The 19,760-nt window shown below is 36.8% G+C and carries 18 protein-coding genes; 3 read left to right on the forward strand and 15 right to left on the reverse strand.

Going from position 1 to position 19,760, the window contains the following annotated elements:
* Window positions 1-208 precede the first annotated feature (208 nt).
* The 9 genes from ftsW to thpR form a co-directional block, all read right to left on the reverse strand.
* A complete protein-coding gene (gene ftsW, locus ENH66_02805) occupies window positions 209-1,321 on the reverse strand; it encodes a putative lipid II flippase FtsW (protein HDZ54608.1) in 1,113 nt (370 codons plus the stop codon).
* Window positions 1,318-2,673 (reverse strand): UDP-N-acetylmuramoyl-L-alanine--D-glutamate ligase, encoded by a 1,356-nt coding sequence (gene murD, locus ENH66_02810; GenBank protein ID HDZ54609.1) that lies wholly within the window; start codon window positions 2,671-2,673, stop codon window positions 1,318-1,320. Before murD ends, ftsW begins: the two co-directional genes overlap by 4 nt.
* A gap of 171 nt (window positions 2,674-2,844) precedes the next feature.
* Window positions 2,845-3,921, reverse strand: coding sequence for a hypothetical protein (locus ENH66_02815; protein ID HDZ54610.1), 1,077 nt, complete (start codon window positions 3,919-3,921; stop codon window positions 2,845-2,847).
* Between the two features lie 8 nt (window positions 3,922-3,929).
* On the reverse strand, window positions 3,930-4,838 hold the full coding sequence (locus ENH66_02820; GenBank protein ID HDZ54611.1) for a D-alanyl-D-alanine carboxypeptidase: 909 nt from the start codon (window positions 4,836-4,838) through the stop codon (window positions 3,930-3,932).
* 23 nt (window positions 4,839-4,861) lie between these two features.
* Window positions 4,862-6,310: an aspartate--tRNA ligase gene (locus tag ENH66_02825; protein ID HDZ54612.1), complete on the reverse strand. Its 1,449-nt coding sequence runs from the start codon at window positions 6,308-6,310 to the stop codon at window positions 4,862-4,864.
* Window positions 6,311-6,425: 115 nt separating this feature from the next.
* Window positions 6,426-6,884, reverse strand: coding sequence for an NUDIX hydrolase (locus ENH66_02830; GenBank protein ID HDZ54613.1), 459 nt, complete (start codon window positions 6,882-6,884; stop codon window positions 6,426-6,428).
* A 43-nt stretch (window positions 6,885-6,927) separates the two neighbouring features.
* The gene (locus ENH66_02835) at window positions 6,928-8,478 is read right to left on the reverse strand and encodes an isopentenyl-diphosphate Delta-isomerase (protein HDZ54614.1); all 1,551 of its coding nucleotides are present in this window, start codon (window positions 8,476-8,478) and stop codon (window positions 6,928-6,930) included.
* A 912-nt stretch (window positions 8,479-9,390) separates the two neighbouring features.
* Complete coding sequence (locus ENH66_02840; GenBank protein HDZ54615.1) at window positions 9,391-10,764, reverse strand: UDP-N-acetylmuramate--L-alanine ligase; 1,374 nt, start codon at window positions 10,762-10,764, stop codon at window positions 9,391-9,393.
* 17 nt (window positions 10,765-10,781) lie between these two features.
* On the reverse strand, window positions 10,782-11,354 hold the full coding sequence (gene thpR / locus ENH66_02845; GenBank protein ID HDZ54616.1) for an RNA 2',3'-cyclic phosphodiesterase: 573 nt from the start codon (window positions 11,352-11,354) through the stop codon (window positions 10,782-10,784).
* A 221-nt stretch (window positions 11,355-11,575) separates the two neighbouring features.
* Between thpR and ENH66_02850 the strand changes: the two genes are divergently transcribed.
* From ENH66_02850 to ENH66_02860, 3 genes are read left to right on the forward strand one after another with little or no spacing between them, the layout of a single operon-like run.
* On the forward strand, window positions 11,576-12,244 hold the full coding sequence (locus ENH66_02850; GenBank protein ID HDZ54617.1) for a hypothetical protein: 669 nt from the start codon (window positions 11,576-11,578) through the stop codon (window positions 12,242-12,244).
* Between the two features lie 11 nt (window positions 12,245-12,255).
* On the forward strand, window positions 12,256-13,230 hold the full coding sequence (locus tag ENH66_02855; protein HDZ54618.1) for a methionyl-tRNA formyltransferase: 975 nt from the start codon (window positions 12,256-12,258) through the stop codon (window positions 13,228-13,230).
* 2 nt (window positions 13,231-13,232) lie between these two features.
* The gene (locus ENH66_02860) at window positions 13,233-13,892 is read left to right on the forward strand and encodes a hypothetical protein (protein ID HDZ54619.1); all 660 of its coding nucleotides are present in this window, start codon (window positions 13,233-13,235) and stop codon (window positions 13,890-13,892) included.
* A 60-nt stretch (window positions 13,893-13,952) separates the two neighbouring features.
* Here the strand turns inward: ENH66_02860 and ENH66_02865 are convergent, their stop codons facing one another.
* The 6 genes from ENH66_02865 to ENH66_02890 form a co-directional block, all read right to left on the reverse strand.
* Window positions 13,953-14,954, reverse strand: coding sequence for a hypothetical protein (locus tag ENH66_02865; GenBank protein HDZ54620.1), 1,002 nt, complete (start codon window positions 14,952-14,954; stop codon window positions 13,953-13,955).
* Window positions 14,955-15,156: 202 nt separating this feature from the next.
* Window positions 15,157-15,564, reverse strand: a complete 408-nt coding sequence (locus ENH66_02870; protein HDZ54621.1) for a hypothetical protein — start codon at window positions 15,562-15,564, stop codon at window positions 15,157-15,159.
* 54 nt (window positions 15,565-15,618) lie between these two features.
* Complete coding sequence (locus tag ENH66_02875; GenBank protein ID HDZ54622.1) at window positions 15,619-16,101, reverse strand: PH domain-containing protein; 483 nt, start codon at window positions 16,099-16,101, stop codon at window positions 15,619-15,621.
* A gap of 80 nt (window positions 16,102-16,181) precedes the next feature.
* Window positions 16,182-16,709, reverse strand: coding sequence for a hypothetical protein (locus tag ENH66_02880; protein ID HDZ54623.1), 528 nt, complete (start codon window positions 16,707-16,709; stop codon window positions 16,182-16,184).
* Window positions 16,709-17,311 carry a hypothetical protein gene (locus ENH66_02885; GenBank protein HDZ54624.1) on the reverse strand — a complete coding sequence of 201 codons (603 nt, stop codon included), beginning with the start codon at window positions 17,309-17,311 and terminating at the stop codon, window positions 16,709-16,711. The genes ENH66_02880 and ENH66_02885 overlap by 1 nt, the downstream gene beginning before the upstream one ends.
* Window positions 17,312-17,326: 15 nt before the next feature.
* Window positions 17,327-19,585, reverse strand: a complete 2,259-nt coding sequence (locus tag ENH66_02890; protein HDZ54625.1) for a hypothetical protein — start codon at window positions 19,583-19,585, stop codon at window positions 17,327-17,329.
* Between the last annotated feature and the right edge of the window lie 175 nt (window positions 19,586-19,760).

A 19,760-nucleotide genomic window follows, 5' to 3' on the forward strand; every position in this document is an offset into this window, starting at 1 on the left:
CTACGAATTACGCTGTCGCATTGAGCGACTCCCCGGAGGGTTAATTAATACGAATATACGAATAGAGGATGAACGAGGCAACAAGTTCTCAAAGTAGCTTTTATTACTCCAAAATTGCTTCGCAATTTTGGAGGCCTCGTGTGGTCTCCAAATCGCGAAAGCGATTTGGAGTTGTAGTTCGGTACTTTGAGACTTCGTTGCCGAGTAATCATGTGTTTTTCGAAATATTTAACAATATCCCTACTCCAATTAATTCAGCTATTAAGTGTGAACCACCATAACTGACAAACGGCAAAGGAATGCCGGTTAAGGGCAGAATGCCTATCATTGCTCCCATGTTCACGAAAGCCTGAATACTAATCCAAGAAACAATACCTAAGGCGGCTAGTTGAGAAAATTTATCTGGAGCTTTTTTTAAAATCTTAAATCCTCGCCAGACAAAAAACAGAAAAAGAGAAATCAAAATGATGACCCCGATAAATCCCCCCTCTTCAGCAAATATGGCAAAGATTGAATCTCCAATTGATTGAGGTAAAAAACCAAATTTCTGACGGGAAAGACCCAACCCTAGACCGAAAATTCCTCCTGATCCTATTGCGATCAGCGCTTGTTTTATCTGATAACCTTTTCCTAAAGGATCAATTTCTGGGTTAACAAAGACCAAAAAGCGCGACAATCTATAGGGGGCGATTTTTATTAAGGCAAAAAGTAATCCTATGCCCATTGAGATTATAAGAGCTGTATGCCAAAGGGGGGTCCCTGCGGCAAAATACATCAAGAGAGCAACCGCAAAGATTATTCCTAAAGTTCCAATATTGGGCTGAAAAATTAAAAATATGCTTAGAATTCCGATTATAACCAGAAAAGCTCCCAATATTATATTAAATTCTTTTTGTTTTCTTTGTCGAAAAGCGGAAGGATTAGCTATGCTGGAGAACCAAGCAGCTAAATAAAGAATAAAGCTAACTTTCAAAAATTCAGCCGGTTGAAGAGAAAGAGGCCCTAGATTAATCCAGCGAGATGCTCCTCCCGCCTGAAGACCAATTTTAGGAGCAAAAACCAATCCCAGAATTATTAAATTTATTATGAATAGAGTAAAAGCCCATTTTTTAAGAAAAGATAGTGGGATTTTAAAAGCTAAAAAAGCCAAAATTAATCCTGGGATTAAACCATAACTTATCTGATGAAACCAATAATAGGTCGGGTAATCAAACTTTTCTTGAGAAAGAACAGCCGAAACACTAACTAAAATTAGAACGCCCAGACTTATTAAAATGGCTAGTGTGCCGATTAAAGGATAGTCGGGTGGATGAGTTTTCATAATTTTCTTACGGCTTTATTGAATTGTTCTCCCCGGTCAAATTCGTTATTAAAAAAATTAAAACTGGCTGCAGCAGGTGACAAAAGTATTATGTCTCCCCTATCGGCTGTCTTCGAAGCTGTCTTTACTGCTTTTTTCATCGAGTCGACTTTTGGAGTAATTGATAACGAAGATTTCTTCGCTGTTTCTAAAGCCTTAAGTTCTTTTTTAATTTTAAAAGAAGCTGTTCCGGGAAGAAGAATTAAATGATCTACTCTTTTTAAAATTTCTTTAGCTAAGTTTTTATAGTTCAGTTTTTTATCCTGACCGCCGGCAATCAAGATAATTTTTGATTTAGGAAATCTTTCGGAGAGCATTCTAAGCGTTAAAACTACGGCCTCTGGTATGGTGGCTGTGGTATCGTTGAAATATCTTACTCCTTGAACCCGGGCAATAAATTCCTCTCTGCCTGAAATTCCTTTGAAACTTTTTAATACTTTTTTGATATTCTTTAAGGGAATTTTATATATTTTAGCTACCGACAAGGCAGCTAAAATATTGGAAATATTATGTTCTCCTTTGATATTTAAATTTCCAATAGTTTTTTTTAAATCTTTAGATATTTTTCTTTTTGAGAAATAATCAACTTTTGATTTCGCCAATTTAGAAAATTTCCTAACAGTTAAATTATCATAATTCAAAAGAAGAATATCTTTTGGCTTTTGAAAAAGGAAAATTATTTTTTTTGAATTGATATAATTTTCAAAGCTCTTATGCCGATTCAAATGATCAGGATAAATATTGGTAATTAAGGCTACTTTCGGGCTTTTTCTGTGTTTTTTTAGCCCTTCTAACTGCCAACTTGAAAGCTCAAGAACTACCTTGCTTTTATTAGTTATCTTTTCTAAAGACTCAAGGGGTGAAGTCCCGATATTGCCAGCCAAAATAATATTTGGATATTTACTCTTTAGAAGTCGGTAGATTAAAGTAACAACTGTCGATTTGCCTTTGGTGCCGGTAACCCCAATAATGGGAGCCGAACAAAGTTTAAAAAAGATGCCAATATCAGTTTCTATTGGAATGTTATTTTTTTTGGCAATTTTGAGATAAGGGGAATCGTCTGGTACACCCGGATTTTTGATGATTAAGTCAACTTCGACAAAGTCTCTGGGTCTGTGTTTCCCTAAAACCAATTTTGCAGGCAACCCTTTTATTTTTTTTAAAGAGCTTTCCAGCTCTTTTCTTGTCTTTAAATCAGTAACCAGAACCTTGGCTTCGGCCTTCACTAAGAATTTCACCGTTCCCACTCCTCCGCCAATAATTCCTAATCCCATCACTGTCGCTTTTTTTCCTTTGAAATCACTTAGCTTCATTCTAATTACAAGATAACATAAATTTTCAACAAAAAATAGGTTTTAAAAACGAAAAGAGCCCTGCTGGTGTAGTACCTTGCCGGGACTCTTGCGTATCCTTTTAAACCTGCCCTGCCGTGGATCAGGTGAGACATCCGTCCGTTGAACGAATTGTCCGGGATATTTGAGGAGCTAACCGAGCAAACGAACAGTAACTCCCATAATAGCCAGAACTACCCCAATAATCCAAAACCGCATTGTTACTTTATAAGGAGGCCAGCCCTTGGCTTCAAAGTGATGATGAATTGGAGTGCAAAGCCAGATTTTTTTCTTCCGAAATTTCTTAGATAAAAGCTGTAAAATTACAGAGCCAGATTCTAAAACTAAAAGTCCTCCAATGATCGGTAAAACAAGCACCGAATCTGTTAAGAAGGCCACCACAGCCAAGGTAGTAGTTAACCCCAACATTCCGGTTTCTCCCATATAAAATCTGGCAGGAGGGATATTGAACCACAAAAAAGCAAAAATAGCGCCCGCGATTACTGCCGAGAAAGCAGCTAAATCGAATTTCCCTTGAGCAAAAGCAATAAGCGAAAAAGCACCGAAAATTGAAGCAAAAACTCCTCCAGCCAAACCATCTAAGCCATCAATCACTCCGCCAGACCAGGAAGCCAATATAACAATAATAAAAAGAGGAATGTACCAGAGTCCGATAGTAATATCTCCTACAAAAGGAATATGAAGAGTGTCCCAACCAAGTTTAAAGTAAAACCACCAAGCCCCTATCAAGCCAATAAAGATAACCAGCAAGAGCCGTTTAGTAAAAGTGATCCCTCCAGCGACATATTTTCCCTTGCCAAAAACTTGAAAAATATCATCAAAGAAACCCAGAATAGAGGCCGTAACCAAGGTAAACAGAGGCAGCCAGGTTTCGGGACGAGATAAGAAATTCAACTTCTGAGCCCAAAAATTGTCAAAAAATCTGGAAATTGCAAAAAATGAAACTGCCATTAAAAGACAGGTTACCCAGATTAAAAGCCCTCCAAGCCGAGGAACTTTTGTTTCTCGTTCTTTATGAAGTTTTAAAAAGACAGGAGCTTCTTCGCCGGTAATTGTTTTTTCTCTTGCTTCTTTGCGCCAGAGCTTATATTTATATAAAAAATGGGTTAGAAGGGGGGTTAAGGCCATAGCTATTACAAAAGCTGTGGCCGTCAATACAAAAATCTTAACTATATTTAAGAGTAAAAAAATATCTTGATTAAAAAGCATAATATTTCCTACCGGACATAATTTATCAGTTTCTTCATATCTTCAAAACGATTATCTGATCTTAAAATAACATTTATAAAAATATTTTCTGTTCTTTTATCTTTAAGAACCAAAATTAAGCAGCCTTTTGCTTCTAGAGTATAACCTGTTTTACCACCAATTATTTCCGGGAATTCGTTGATGATTTCATTAGTAGTTAGAAGTTGATGATGAAAAACACCATCCAGATCATAAAGTTCAAACTCCGGATTTACGGTAATCTCCCAGATTTCTGGTCTTTTATCCAGTAAATACCTGGCAAACTTTACTAAGTCTTGAACGGTTGAGTGATTTTCAGAATCGTAGCCTGCAGGATCTGTAAAATAAGTATTTTTTAAACCCAGATATTCAGCTTCGATATTCATTAAATCCACAAAAGCTTCTTTGCTCATTAATTCTGAAAGCGCATAAGCTGAATCATTGCTCGATTCAATGAGTGTAATGTATAGAAGGTTTTCTACTGATAATCTTTCCCCTACTTTGAGTTGGCCGAAATCTTCCGGTTGGGCGACAGCTTCCTTGCTAATTCTTGCCATTTCAGAAGAATCATAATATTCCAGAGCAACAAAAGCTGTCATCAATTTAGTTAAAGAGGCAATCGGCAAAATTTCATCAGAATTTTTCTCAAAAATAATCTTTTCATTACCTTGTTTGTCAATCTTAACCGAAATAACAGATTTAGCCTCAATCTCTGGGGTTTCTTTGTCCAGATTCCTGGAAACTTGAAGATTGATTTGGGCCAATAATGGTTGGGAAGACAAACGATAAACTTCAGAAAATAAAAAATCTTCAAGATTGTCAGTCAAAATATTCATGCCTGCCCAAATAAATATACTAGCCGAAAAAGCTATGAAAAAAAACTTTAAATTTCTACTCATAGAATATTCCCTCCTTTGCGATATTATTTCTTCTTTCTTATTTCGATATGCAACTCTCTTAATTGTTCTTTTTCAACCTCTGACGGTACTCCCATCATTGGGTCTCTGGAGTCTCCTGTCTTTGGAAATGCCATCGTTTCCCGAATATTCTTTTCATTTCTTAAAATCATCAATAATCTTTCCAATCCCAGGGCTATACCGCCGTGAGGAGGTACCCCATACTCAAAAGCTCTAAGTAGATGGCCAAATTTCTCTTTTATTTCTGGTTTTTTGTGACCCATTACTTCAAAAATTACTTCAAGTATTTCTGGTCGGTAAGATCTTAAGCTTCCCCCGCCAATTTCAGCGCCATTCAAAACAAAATCATACTGAAAAGCCAAAACTTTTTCGGGGTCTGCTTTAATTTTCCTGATATCATTTTCTTTAGGACGGGTAAATGGATGGTGACAAGCTACCCACCTTTTATCGTTCTTTGACCATTCAAACATCGGAAAGTCATAAACTATGACAAAAGCCAGTTCCTCTGAATTTTTTTTATTTTTTCTTAAATCTGGCCTGTCGGTCTTGTATTTTTTTATTACTTCTTTATAAGTTAATTTTGGGAAGGGAATTTTTAGAATTCTCTTTTCTGGAAAAGTTTTTCTAACTATATGAATATAAAGATTCTCAATCAATTTTAAAATATCCTTTTGTTCAATAAACGACATCTCAATATCTATCTGGGTAAATTCTGCCTGGCGGTCGGCCCGAGGGTCTTCATCTCTAAAACATCTGGCTATTTGAAAATATTTTTCAATTCCGCCAACTATTAAAAGCTGCTTGTATTGCTGAGGGCTTTGAGGCAAGGCATAGAATCTCCCGGGCTGTAATCTCGAAGGAACTAGAAAATCTCTTGCCCCTTCTGGGGTAGATTTGGTTAAAATCGGCGTTTCAACTTCAATAAAATCTTCATTAAATAGAAATTCCCTCGTTGCCTGAATTACTCTTTGTCGAGAGATTAAATTCTCTTTCATTCTTTCTCTTCTTAAATCTAAATAACGGTATTTTAATCTTTTTTCTTCTGAAATTTCGTAACCGGAAGTTTCAATAGAAAAAGGTAAGGTTTTAGCTTTTGAAAAAACTTCTAACCTTTCGGGTTTGAATTCAACCTGGCCGGTTTCAATTTTGGGATTTACCATTCCAGGTGGCCTCTTTTGAACTTTACCCTCTATACCAATCACCCACTCTGATCTCAAGCTTTTTGCCAGCTCATAGAGATTCTCTTGTCTGGGGTCTTGCCCTGAGCCATTCGGTACTGAGCTCATGGCCGAAGTGCTTGTCGAAGGGGTAAAAATTACTTGTAAAAAACCCGACCTGTCTCTTAGATCAACAAAAATGATTTTACCGTGAGATCTCACGGTATTAATCCAACCTGCAACTTTTACCTTTTTCCCTAAGTATTTTGGAGTTTCTTTGTTAAGAATTCTTTTCATTGGCTCATTATAACGCAAGATTTTTGGGATATCAAGCATGATTTACCGGTAAAAAGAGCGCCTTTTGACGCTCTTTTTTGTTTATTTTATATAAAAACTAAGGCTCAGGTAAAGTCTATAGGAATTTCTTTCTTTTTGAATAATCTTCTTCCCCTTTTATGCCGAGTTCTCTGGCAACCTTTGGATCGATATTGGTTGTAAAGAGTTTTTTAATTTCTTCTGGTTGGACCCATTTAATTTCGGCTACCTCGTGGGGTTCTGAAGGCTTGGCAATGGATTTTGGTTTAATTAACCTGCAGTAATGATACACAATAAAAACATCAAAGTGAGGATGAGATCTTAAAGATATTTCTTTAATCGATTCAACGTCATAGCCGGTCTCGGCCAATATCTCTCTTTTAACGCATTCTGTTCTGGTCTCTTTTAGTTTTTGTCTGCCCCCGGGAAAAGCCCAGGTTAAAATCGAACCGTCGTTGCCGGTTTCTTGTATAACTCGGCGGATTATCAAAACCTCTTTCCTGTTATTAGCAACTACTCCCAAATTAATAAAATCTTCAATTTCTAAATCTTCCATAATTTAGTTTACCCCGTACTTTTACAAGCAAAAAGTGCGGGGTCTATTTTTCTCTTTCTAAAATAAAGTCTGCCAGTTTTTTCAAGGTAGTATTCCATTCGTTCTTCGGCAGAATATCCAAAGAATCTTTTGCTTTTTGAACAAATTTCTTGCCCAACCGATAAGCTTTCTGCCTGCTATTTGTTTCTCTGATTAATTGTATTGCTTTTTTAACATCCTTTTTATTAATTCTATTTTTTTTTATTATTTTAAAAAGTTTATTTTTACCGGCCGTATTCAGTTCTTTTAGGGATAAAAGAATAACGATATTCCCTCCCTTTCTTTCTTCAATGTCTTTACCTACCTTTTTGCCAAAAGATTTTTCTTTTCCAAAGATATCTAAAATATCGTCTTGAATTTGAAAAGCCATCCCAAAGTTAAAACCATATTTCTTTAAGGCCTCTGTCTCTTTCTTTTTAGCTCCAGCTACTATTCCTCCCAATTCACAGCAAGTCCGGAACAAAGAGGCTGTTTTTTCACCGATCATCTTAAAATAATCTTTTTCAGTAATTTTTCGATAACGATTCTTTACAACATAAAGCTCGTTTTCTCTGCCTGATTTTTCAAATAAAATATCTAATATCTCTCCCCCCATAACAATCTTTAAGGTTTTAGCTAAAAGCTCAGATATCAGAGCTGATTTTTTGGATTTACCTGTTGTCTGGAAAATAGCAGCTGAATAATTTACTCCTATACATTCGGCAATAGATTTTCCAAATTTTGCCCAAGTGGTTGGCTTTCCCCGTCTTAAATTACTGTTATCAATTATATCGTCAACAATTAAAGTCATATTGTGTAAAATTTCCAGGCTGGCGGCAGGATATAAAACATCTTTTAATTTTCCGCCAAGCATCTTACAGGAAATTATAGCCAAGGCCGGTCTTAGTCTTTTTCCGCCAGTTGAAATCTGATAACTGACAATTTTTTTAAATTTTTTATCAACATTAGAAACCAAAACTCTTTCAATGGCAGGATTAACAGTCTTTGTGAGTTTAATTAGAATCGAATTCAACTTTTTTTTATCTATTTTTTCACCTAAAATATTCTTCTTTTTCAAATATATTCTGAAACCAATCTTTAGCCAGGGAGTATATTTTCTAGGACTATTTTCAATATCTTTTTGAAGCCCGGGAACATCCAACCATTTCCAATCAGCAATCTCTTCGGGATTAGGTTTAATCTTTTTTTTGTTATATTCTCCCACTAACAAAGCGCATACTTCGTTTTCTGATCCTGTATTCTTATATTGAGCCTGATATTGGAATTTATCTATTAGTCTAAGAGGGCAAGTCAATCTTAACTCTTTTTTAAGCCTCTTCTCTCCCGTCCTCTCATAATTCTCATCCTTGAAAGGATGGCTGCTGCAGGCATTATCCCAGAATAAAGGCCAAAGTCTTTTAAATTTACTTCTTCTGGAAAGTAAAATTTGCCCTTTGTTATTAAAAATTAAAATGGAAAAACCCCGATGCAAGATCCCATTATTGTCATGACATTTTTCTTTGTCCTCGGTTCCTATAATCTCGTCTCTTTTGTTTACAATTAATATTTTTGCCATAAAGCTGTTGTCTAATTTATCTTAGCAATTTACCGCGTATTTTGAAAGCCAAAGTGCGGAATTGGTTGGAAAAATAAAAAGAGGACCTCAGGGTCCTCTTTAGCCAAAACGCGCAATTATTTTCTTCTCCTTTTTTGTTAAAGGATTTTCTTTGGTTTTTCTTGCTTATTGTGATTTCCTACAAATAAAAGACACAAGAAATATCCTCCAAGGAAACCTATTACTATTCCGATCCAAAAATTACTATGGTCTTTTTTCGGCTTCGAGTTCAATTTAGCCCTCCTTTCCTTTTGTCCGTTGTCCTCCCTAATGAGCTATTTCAACCATCCTTAAAAGAAAGTTGACCCCGTAGAAAAATTTTGACTAATTGTTTGCTTTGCTGTTCCGCAGCAGTCAAAATTTCTCTACGGGGTCAATCCCCCCCCCACACTGATAAAACGCAATACTTATTCTTTTTCCTCTCCTGCTTTATTCTCAATACCGGCTTTAACTCCTTTTTGGCGATACCGCCAGTAACCGAGCGAAACAACGATAACTACTAAAACAAAAATAATTAATGGCAAATCCATAAAATTCGTTTATTTATTAATCTATTTTTTAAATTGTTGGAGGCTCTGAAGGCTGCTGAGGAAATTCTGGGCCCTTAGGCGTTCTCCCTTTTCTCTTGACTATCAGAAAATAAACCACTATTGCAATTATGACCAACGCTATGATTATTCCAATAATAGGAGTAATAAGTTCTACCATGTTTAACGTTTTACCCAAATTTTTGCTTTCAGATAAAAACTTGGACTTAATTGACAAAATAAATCAACCTTTATTCTATTCTCTCTTTATTATTAGAGGCTGTCAACTCCTTTAAAGTAACTACAGCTCTGTTTTTTTGAACTTTATTGTCTGGAGAAAAAGTTCTTAGAATTTATTAACTAATGTATAAATATCGCCTGCGCCCATTATTAAAATAATATCTTCCGGTTTTACTTTTTTTCTTAAAAATTGAGGTATTTTCCGGAAATTTTCAATAAAGTGGGCACTCTCCCCTCTTTTTTTAAGGGAACTGGCTAATTTTTTTATGCTCACTTTTTTTGAAATTTTTTTTGTCTCACGACCGGCTACATCATAGACTGCGGTTAAAATAATTTCATCTGCTAAATCGAAAGCTTTAACAAATTCATTAAAAAAATAATAAGTCCTTTGATATTGGTGAGGCTGAAAAATAACCCAGATTTTCCGCTTTCTAAACTTTTCTCTGGCAGCTTTCAGAGTGGCTCTAATCTCTGTTGGATGATGAGCGTAATCCGAAATGATTGTTAATTTCCGTCCGTCAAAATCTGTTTGTATAACCTCGAAACGTCGCCAGGCCCCATTATATTCTGACAACGCTTCGTAAGCAATCTTATCTGAGACTTTCAGCACCCTGGCAACGGCCAAGGCAGCTAAAGCGTTAGAGACGTTATGGTCTCCGAAAACTTTCAGAGTCTTTTTCATTTTTTTTGCTTCTTTTTGTTTAAGCGAATAGAAAATATTTGGCTTCCTGTTCTTTGTCGCTAATCGATAAACATTCTCATCATTTCTGTTGGATACCAAGATTCCATCTTCTGGCAAACGACTGATATATTTTTTGTAAGTTCTAAGGATATGGGTTAGATTTTTGAAATAATCAAGATGTTCTCTTTCAATGTTGGTTAAAACAATAATTTTGGGAAAATAATTTAAAAAAGAAGCCTGCCATTCATCGGCTTCAATGACTAAATATTTATCTATCTGGCGAGAAACCGACCTGCCCCGTAGCTCGCCGGAGGCGATGGTATGGGGAGGTTTTCCTCCGGGGAATTGGCCCATTCTAAAATTACTGTTGCCAAATTCTTTCAACTTTGTTCCTAAAATTACGGTAGGATTTAAACCTGCTTTAATTAAAATTAAAGCAATCATTGCTACGGTTGTGCTTTTGCCGTGGGTGCCGGAAACAGCTATTGTAAAATATCCTTTCGTAATCTCGCCTAGGGCTCGAGGATAAGACTTAGTTTTTAATTTATAGCTCTTGGCTTTTAGTAATTCTGGATTATTCGAGCTCACAGCCGGGCTATAAATTACCAAATCAATATCTTTTGAAATATTTGTTTCTTTGTGCTTGCCGATGTAAATTTTAACCCTCTGTTTTCTCAAAAAGTCTGTAATTTCTGAAGAAACCAAATCAGAGCCGGTAACTGTGTCTCCTTTTTTCAGGAAATATTGAGCCAACGCCGAAACACCGATACCCCCAATGCCAATAAAATGAACTTTCATAGGTTATAAGTTAAAAATCATGATTTTAGCGGACAGGCTTCTAAGATAATATATTCTGCCCCTCCCCTCTTTAATCGGCTTTCCATTACTTCAATCGACCTAACTTCAAAGCTTAAGGAAAGTTCTTCTTCTACCGTTATTCTCTCTTCTGGCTCAATCTGACACCATTCCCATTGCCTTATTCTTCCTAAAGTAATATGAGGTGAAAATGCCCGAATGTCTGTTTTAAGATGATTTAGATTAGGCATTGTTAATAGCTCTTTTTCTAAATTATCTTTCAGCTTGGCTAATTCTAAAGATTTTTCGCCTAAAATCCAGACCATTCGCGGTGGAGTTTTTCCCGGAGGACCATAACAAACTTCTTTTAATTTTATTGAAAAAGGAGCAGTTCTTTGAACTATTTCTTTAGTAGTTTTGCATACTTCTGCTATTTCTTCGTCTTTAAGGTGACCAAGAAAAATTAAAGTAATGTGTAAATTGTCCTTCTTCACCCAACGGATTGGCAAATTTCCCAATCTTTTCTGCTGGGCTAAGAATTGTTCTTTAATGTCTTTTGGCAGGTTGACTGCTATGAAAATTCGATGGATCATGTCTTTATATCTTTATTTTTACCTTTAAATTATACCTTATCTATGTTAAAATTAAAATAGTTAGAGCAGAAAGACCATGGATTATGGAGGAAGATCTATTATATAAAAACCTAAGTAAAAAAAATGGTTCAGAAGAGAAAATTATCTTAAAACTACTCAAGGTCGTAAATTTTTAAAATTATTGGAATAGAAAAATTCTATTCGAAATTCCTCTACTGGGTATGGCCAATAAAGAGCTTGTTAAAATATTCAATGAAATCGCCAAGCTTTTGGAAGTAAAAGGGACGGCTTTTAAACCGGCGGCTTATCGTCGAGCGGCCAAAGCCCTGGAAAATTTGGAAAAAGATATTTCTTTGATTTATAAGGAAAAAGGTATTAAAGGTATTAAGAAAATAACCAGGATTGGAGAAAGTACTGCCAAGAAAATTGAAGAATACTTGAAAAAGGGGAAAATTAGATATTTTGAAGAGTTAAAAGAGGAAACTGCTATTCGGCAGATTATTACTCATTATTTCGAAACTAAAGGTCTTTCTTTGAAGGAACTTAAAAAAAACGCCAAAAAGAAAAAAATAATTTACTCAAGATTTACCAGACCGGCCAAACAACTCTTGGAATTGGCAGGTTCTGTAAAAAAAGCAAAAGAAGCTATTAGTAAAGTCGCTCAATGGGCAACATCAAGAAATTTAGATTATGCCATTGAAACCGTTTTTAAAAAATGGCTGGAATTGGACAAATTAAAACCAAAAGAAATAGTCAAGAAGCCCTATTTCCAAGAAAACCCTATGGTTTGGTCAGAGACCAAAAGGAAATGGTATGTCATTGATGAAGGCGGGAATTGGTTAGAATTTGCCGGGAAAGAATCGGAAGTTGAGTGGCGAATTGTAAAATAACCTCCTAATTAGTGATAATGTTTAGTATGACCAGTAAACCAAAAATTATTTTTATTGGAACTCCTAAGTTTGGGGCAATTATTTTGGATGGATTGATTCAAGATAATCTTAAACCTGTTTTAGTGGTAACGGCTCCCGACAAACCGGTTGGCCGGAAACAGATTTTAACTCCTTCGCCAGTAAAAGTTCTGGCAGAAAAATATGAAATTTCAGTTTTACAGCCAAAAAAGCTATTAACGGTCGCAAGGGAACTATCGGCAGTAAATCCCGATCTAATCATTGTTGCGGCTTACGGACAGATTCTTTCAAAAGAAATTTTAGAAATACCAAAATATGGCTCTCTAAATCTTCACCCTTCCCTACTCCCTCGCTGGCGAGGAGCTTCTCCTGTTCAATCTACAATTCTGGCCGGAGATAAAGAAACGGGAACAACAATAATACTAATGAATAACAAAATGGACCATGGGCCAATTATAGCCGGCGGAAAATTAAGAATAAAAAACGAGAAATGGACTTATAGAAAACTGGAGGAAGAATTAGCTAATTTAGGGGCAGAACTATTGATAAAAACTATTCCAAAATGGATAAAAGAAGAAATAAAGCCCGCCGTCCAAAATGAAGCTGATGCAACTTATACTAAAATTATAAGAAAAGAGGACGGAAGAATTGATTGGAAAAAACCAGCTCAAGAAATTGAGAGGCAGATTAGAGCTTTCGAAAAATGGCCGGGAAGTTTCTGTTTCTGGCCAAAAAATGGTCAAAACATAAGATTTAAAATCCTAAAAGCTGAAACTCTGATACAGAGCTCTCATGGTCCATTTGGCGCCTTGGGAAAAACTTTTCAGGCTTCTAATAATAAAATTGCCGTTCAAACTGGTAAAGATTTTCTGATTATTGAAGAACTGCAGCCCGAAAGTAAAAAACCTCAAAGATCGGAAGATTTTTTAAGAGGTCATCCTGATTTTGTCGGAATAATATTAGAATAATTATGTTAACATACGCTGATTTAAAAAAAGGAGTGAAAATTATTCTTCAAGGAGAGCCTTATGAAATTTTGGAAGCTCAGCCTCTAAAGAAAGCTCAGCGAAGAGTGATAATCCAAACTAGAATTAAAAATCTTATTACCGGCAATGTTATTTCCAGAAACTTTCATCAAAACGAAACTGCCGAAGAAGCCAATCTTTCAAAAACTGAAGTAAAGTTCTTATTTTCGAAAGAAGAGAGAAAACAAGGTTCTGGCAAAGACAGGTTCTTATTTTCGAAAGAAGAGAGAAAACAAGGTTCTGGCACTTCGTCTTCCGAGAAGGTGAATCGCCATCGATATTTCTTTTGCGAGAAAGATAATCCTGCCAAACGTTTTGATTTAACTAAAACACAAATAGGCCCACAGGCTCAGTTCTTAAAACCGAACCAAGTTGTCAGCACAATAATTTTCGAGGACAAAGTCATTAGTGTTTCCTTACCGATAAAAATTCAACTAAAAATTATTGAAGCTCCGCCGGGTATAAAAGGCAATAGATCACAGCCAGGAACCAAAATAGCAACCATAGAAACTGGGGCTAAAATAAATGTTCCTCTTTTTATTAAAGAAGGTGATATTATTGAAATAAATACAGAAACCGGAGAATATGTGAAAAGAATTAATTAAAAAATATTTTCTTTCTCGTATAAAACAAAAAGTGGTCCAGATATGGACCACTTTAATAATTTAGTAACAAATTCCTTCCAATTGTTCCTTGGGAAGTATGCCCCCGGCGACAATGGTATCTGCGCCGCCGTAGTAGACATAGATGTCATCTCCCCCGGTATCTACCGCTGCGCAACAGAAGCATACGTTGGGCACGCATCCAGTAGTTTCGTATTCTTCGGTGGGCCACAAAATGGGCTCAGGATGAATATAGTTTACCTTGGTTGGATCGTGTAGATCCAAAACCGCGAATCCGAGGCTGTATACCACCCTCTCCACATCATAACGACTCTCTTTGCTAGAAGTATTAATTAGCAATAACCACCCCTTTGGAGTTTTGATTGGTGGAGAGGCAATGCTAATTTTCCAGGGCTTAATTTCGTTGCGTGGATTTGGATATAATTCTTCTGATTTAATAAGAATCTGACCATCCGGCCAGTTGTTATTAAGGTTGAGGTCTTCATTCCTTGAAATCCAGATATGTGGATACGTTCTGTGAAGCAAAAATGCGCAATTCCCTATTGGTTCAGGGAAGACCACAGTATTCCTGTCTACTCGATTAAAAGAAAAACCTACCCATTCATATTCAAAGAAGTCTCTTGTTCTGAAAATTCCCACTCGCACATTGTCAGATTTGGCAGTGGCAGATTTGACGGCGGTAAAGATATAATACCATCCGTCGACCCATTGAATGATTCTCGGATCTTCAATTCCCCGTGCACAGTATTGATTAAAGCCACTTCTTAATACCGGCTCATCATGGATAGACCAGTTTTTTCCGTCCTCACTCAAGGCCAGCCCAATATCAGAATATTGGTGGTCCTTGCGAGAAGTGGCTCTAAATAACATTTTATAAAAACCATCTTTATCATCTTTGATTACGCCGCAATTAAATACGGCGACTTTCATCCAGGAACTATTTGGATCAGGAACTATCAGGGGATTGTGAGAAAACCTCTTAATCTGAATTTTTTTGGTGTATGTCCCGCTTCTTTTTGGACGAGAAACCTCAGGAGTTACCATGTTCCATTCCTTTCCTCACTGTTGTTTCTTGCGTTTCGTGCAGAATATTCAATTATTAACGAACACTCCCCCTTTAGTATGATGACGCAGGGAAATTCACCTTATTACACTTACGACATAACATATTTTAAAAAATATGTCAATATTAAAATTGTCTTTTCAAATAAAAATCGCCAATTTGGCACTAACCCCGCAGGGAAACTTATTTTTCCTTTAGCCACACCACCGCCTTTTTTTTGGAATTAAAGAATCCCGTCCTTGGCAATTTGCCGGACAGTTTTACTATCAAATACGCCACCGTTCTGTAGAAAGGATTCAGTCCAATACAAGCAATCTTATTTACTTGTTGTTTGGCTATCATCTTTATATAACGTTCCTGCTCTCTGGGTGACATGGGTTTAAACTTTTTAATACGAGAAAGGTCGATCAAAAAGTTGTACTGTCTACCTGGATCCTTGGCAAGAATGGCGTCGCCCCTCGCATCAACAAGCTCTGCGATGCGCTCTCGATCCTTTGGATCATCCAATAAAACTAAAAATTCGAGGTTTATAATTCCATCCTTACCAATATAGAATCGGTACGCCTTCTTCAATTCTTCATCAGACTTCATAGTTCATAGAATCAATTTATTTTTTTTATTTATAACGCTTTCTTATAAAATGAATCAATCTCTTAATTCCTCCATTTTCTTTCTTATAAGATAAGGGTCCTCTATATGGGAAAAAATTATTTCAGTACCTGAAATACCTGCGGTATCTATTTTAAGATAACCCGTATTGGTTATGAATTTATCCCAGAAGGATTGCACTACCACCACATGGGTAATCTTTTTATATCCCACTACTGTAAGGCGAGTGCCGAGCCAACCCCTTCTGCATAATATACGTTTATTGGTAAAAGCAAAATTATTAGCTTTTTTTAAATACCAGTAGTCAAACCATCCGAGAGCTGTTAAGAAAATCCCCACTAGAACTAAAACAGTAAAGAGCAAAGAGAACAGCATACCCAAAAGGCCTGCAAAGATAACTAGAATCCCAGGTATGACGATTTTTAGACTTTGTAATAGACGGTATTTTTTTCCCACCGAAAACCCCCATTTAATCTCCTCTCCTTCCTCTAATATGTTAGCCCAAATATTCTTAGCCATAATATTTTGTTTTTAGGATTTTACATTTTTAATTTTAACAGAAAATTGCCTTCCTGCCCACCTAAATTCGCCGTCAAATTTTAAGAATCGAGCCACTTCTGGAAAAAATTGAAAATATTTTGAAAAAAATTAAAACGGGGTCTTTCCCCGGGAGCAGCTTTTTCTTTTATCTTTACCTTGATGGTGATTGATTCTTTGCTTAATTCTTTTCCTTCTATCTCCCCGGAAGCTTTAACTGAAATAAGATAATAACCGAGTTCCTCTCCTTTCACTGACCAGGAACCCCTTTTTTCTTTCTTGCCGGAAATTATTCCTATTTTTTGGATCGGAGATTTTTTAAGTAAAGTTAATCCTGAAGGAAGAAAAATTTCTCCTCTGGCATTTTCAATTTTCTCTTCTCCTTTATTAATTAATTTTGCCTCCACTTTAAAAACTTTGTTTATTTCTGCTTCTTCGGGGGCAGAAATATCAACCTCTAAAGGATTAATGGTCACCCAAGCTCTAATCATGTCCCAGAAAGAGGCTTGGGCAGAGCCAGAGAAAAAAACAGCAGTTAAAATAAAAACTGCTAAAAGAAAAATGGTAGTTTTTTTAAAATAATTCAGCATTATTTTCTTCTAATTCCGATTTGGAAGGCGAAAAACTTTCTAAATATGGTAATGATTATTGCCCCGGCTATTATTGATAAAACGACATAAGTCCAGGGAGCATACATTGTAAAAAATGAAGATACTCTCCAAATCACTGCCTGTAAGAGATTGGCCGGAACGACTGAGAAATAAGTCTTGGTGGCGGCAGCCACTCCAATGGTGGTTCCCGGCCCGGCTTTAATAATTGGGTGGGCCTCCAAATAGGCGAAATAATCTCCCGGTTTTGTTTTTACCGGCAGGGTTAATTTAATTGCCACGCTTTGAGATTGGCCTGGCTCTAAATTAAATTGCTGGGGCTCAAAACTGAACCATTCTTGGGCTGGCCTAAGTTGAGGCTGGTCTTGATGATAAGTTACTTCAACTTCATAATCCCCCGCCTCATCTCCGGTATTAATTACTCCGATAATGGGAAAATTATAAATTCCACCTGGTTTCAAGGGTTCATCAATTTCTATTTTTCCGAGATTCACTCCAACGCCAATGCGGGCCACAACTGGCAGAGCTATCAAAAAACCAACTGTTAAAAAGATTAAACTTAGTAAAATTTTATTTGTTTTCATATATTTAATTATACATTATGGAGCCGTCGTGGCTACTATTGTAACTATTGAACTATATTGAGCGGAAGAATCGGTGGCAGTAGGCATGGTTATTCTTAAATATAGATTTTGAGTGTTCCCCTGAGCCACATTATTTGCCAAATCATAAAGAATGTCTGGAGTTGAAAAAGTATTCCAAGTACTGGCATCCGGGGAAAATTCCCATTTAACTTGATTTGCTCCATTAGTTGAGTCTAAAGACCAGGAATTTCCATTGTCAGAAAAAACCGTACTTTTGACATCTAAATTAACAGGTCCTGTATTCACACTTACAGTTTGAACATCGCCGGAACTATCTACCATTACTCCAAGAGCAACAACACCAAACTCAACTAATCCATCGGTGGTCAAAGTAATGGAAACAGCCGGTGCATACGTTAAAGCAGCATAGGCATCAACTAATCCCCAACCATAATATTGATCCCAGCCAGAACCTCCTTTATCTTCGGCGGTTGTTTGAAGAATATTTCTTATATCATCTGGAGTACGAGTAGAATCTTGGGCTAAAAGCAAAGCGACTACCCCAGAAACGTGAGGAGTACTCATTGATGTCCCCTGGAAAAACCAATAAGCCCAATCAACTGGTGTGTCGCCAAAAGTGTTTTGCAGAATCCCATCAACATAACCGTCTCCATTTTGATCAACTCCAGTATTACCCCCAGGGGCCACAATGTCTAAACTAGACCCATAACTTGAATAAGGCGCTCTGGTCTCATTATACTGTGTCGCCCCCACAGCAATCACATAATCATTATAGGCAGCCGGGTAATCGCAGCTACTAACATTACTATTACCACAAGCAGCAATTACCGTTACTCCATTAGTATAAGCATAGGCAACAGCATTTTCTAAAACAGAGGAACTGGGACCACCCAAGCTCATATTAATTACTTTTGCTCCATTATCAACAGCATAATAAATACCATCTGCTACCTGTGGCCAAGTCCCAGAGCCAGCAGCATCTAAAACTTTAATTGGCATAATTGTAGTATTAAAAGCTACTCCAGCTACTCCCAAACTATTATTGGTAGTCTGAGCTATAGTTCCTGCCACATGAGTTCCGTGAGAGTTATCGTCATTGGCATGGGTATCGCCATTAATATAATCGTAACCAGCTACAAAATTAGTGCCGGCTAAATCTGGTGCCTGCTTATATTGAGTTGCTTCCCAGGTTCCTGGCCCTAACTCAACATCATCGTAAAAGAGATTGCCCGAACCGTCTTCTAATGTAATTTCATCAACAAAAAATGCTCCATCTGAATTAAAAAACCCGTCTTCGTCGCTATAGGTTTCATCAGTATAAACTCTAAATCGTATTAAAACATTTTGGCCAGCGTAACTGGTTAAATTTAAAGATTCGGCTTTCCAGCCAACCTGACCCTGCACCTTACTGTCTTTGGTATAGGTTTTTAAAATGATCCAGTTATCGCCTCCATCGGTTAAAATTTCAGTAAAGGCCTTATCATAGGCGGTTCCGGCTGTCACCTCCAGGTCGTGCCGGTATTGGTAAGAAAAAGTAATAGTTCCGCTCGCTCCTGTTAAATCAAAGGAATGCTGTAAATAATCCTTCCAGCTATTGCCATAACCGGGTGGCGTTGACCAATTGGGGTTATTCAAGCCACACCACCAGGAATTGCCAGAACCGCCGTAGGCCTGATAAGTATCAATATGGCAGTGGCCAGGAGCTGGGTAATCTTCATAAGCTACTCCAGTATCAACTACTGCCACTATTACGCTTGAGCTTCCAGTGGTTATATCCCAGGCCTGTTCCATCTGGATACCGCCATAAGTTGCGTTATCAAAATGCCATTGTAGGGAATAGTAGGGGTCATTGGGAACCATGGTGGCATAGGCATAATAATTTGGTTCAGCGTATTCAATGTTTGGGTTTTTTTTATAAATTTCAACCATTTCTTCCACAGTTTTTAATGGAGGAATCTTCAAGACTTTAAAATGAGTATAAGGACTCTCGTATTTTTCCTCGACTCCTTTCTGGCGATTAAAATTCTCTACATCTTCTTTTTTTACTCCTGGCTTAAATTTGACAACAATTTCATCAGGAACATAAAGAGGCCTAGCTATCTTTTCTGAGGGTTCTTCTTTAACAAAAATTGGTAGCTCTTCCTGGGCTGCACCTTGACCAAAACCAACCCCCATTAGAAATTCCATTTCTAACGGGGCAAGCATTCCACCAATAATTAAAATCAATACGAAAATTTTAAATGTTTTTGACATTATTTACTTTCTTTTAGTATAAACCCTTGTTAGAAGTCTGTCTTTCCCCCTAAATAATAATTTATTAAAACTGGTCATAGTTGAAAGATATCCCCGTTAATCTCAAGCAGAAAAAAATTCTAGAATTTTTTTCTGCCCAAGACTTCTAACTGGGTAAACCTCAAGCACTGTAACC

Source organism: Candidatus Nealsonbacteria bacterium, from assembly GCA_011050465.1.
In the GTDB taxonomy this organism is placed as follows: domain Bacteria; phylum Patescibacteriota; class Minisyncoccia; order Minisyncoccales; family RBG-13-36-15; genus RBG-13-36-15.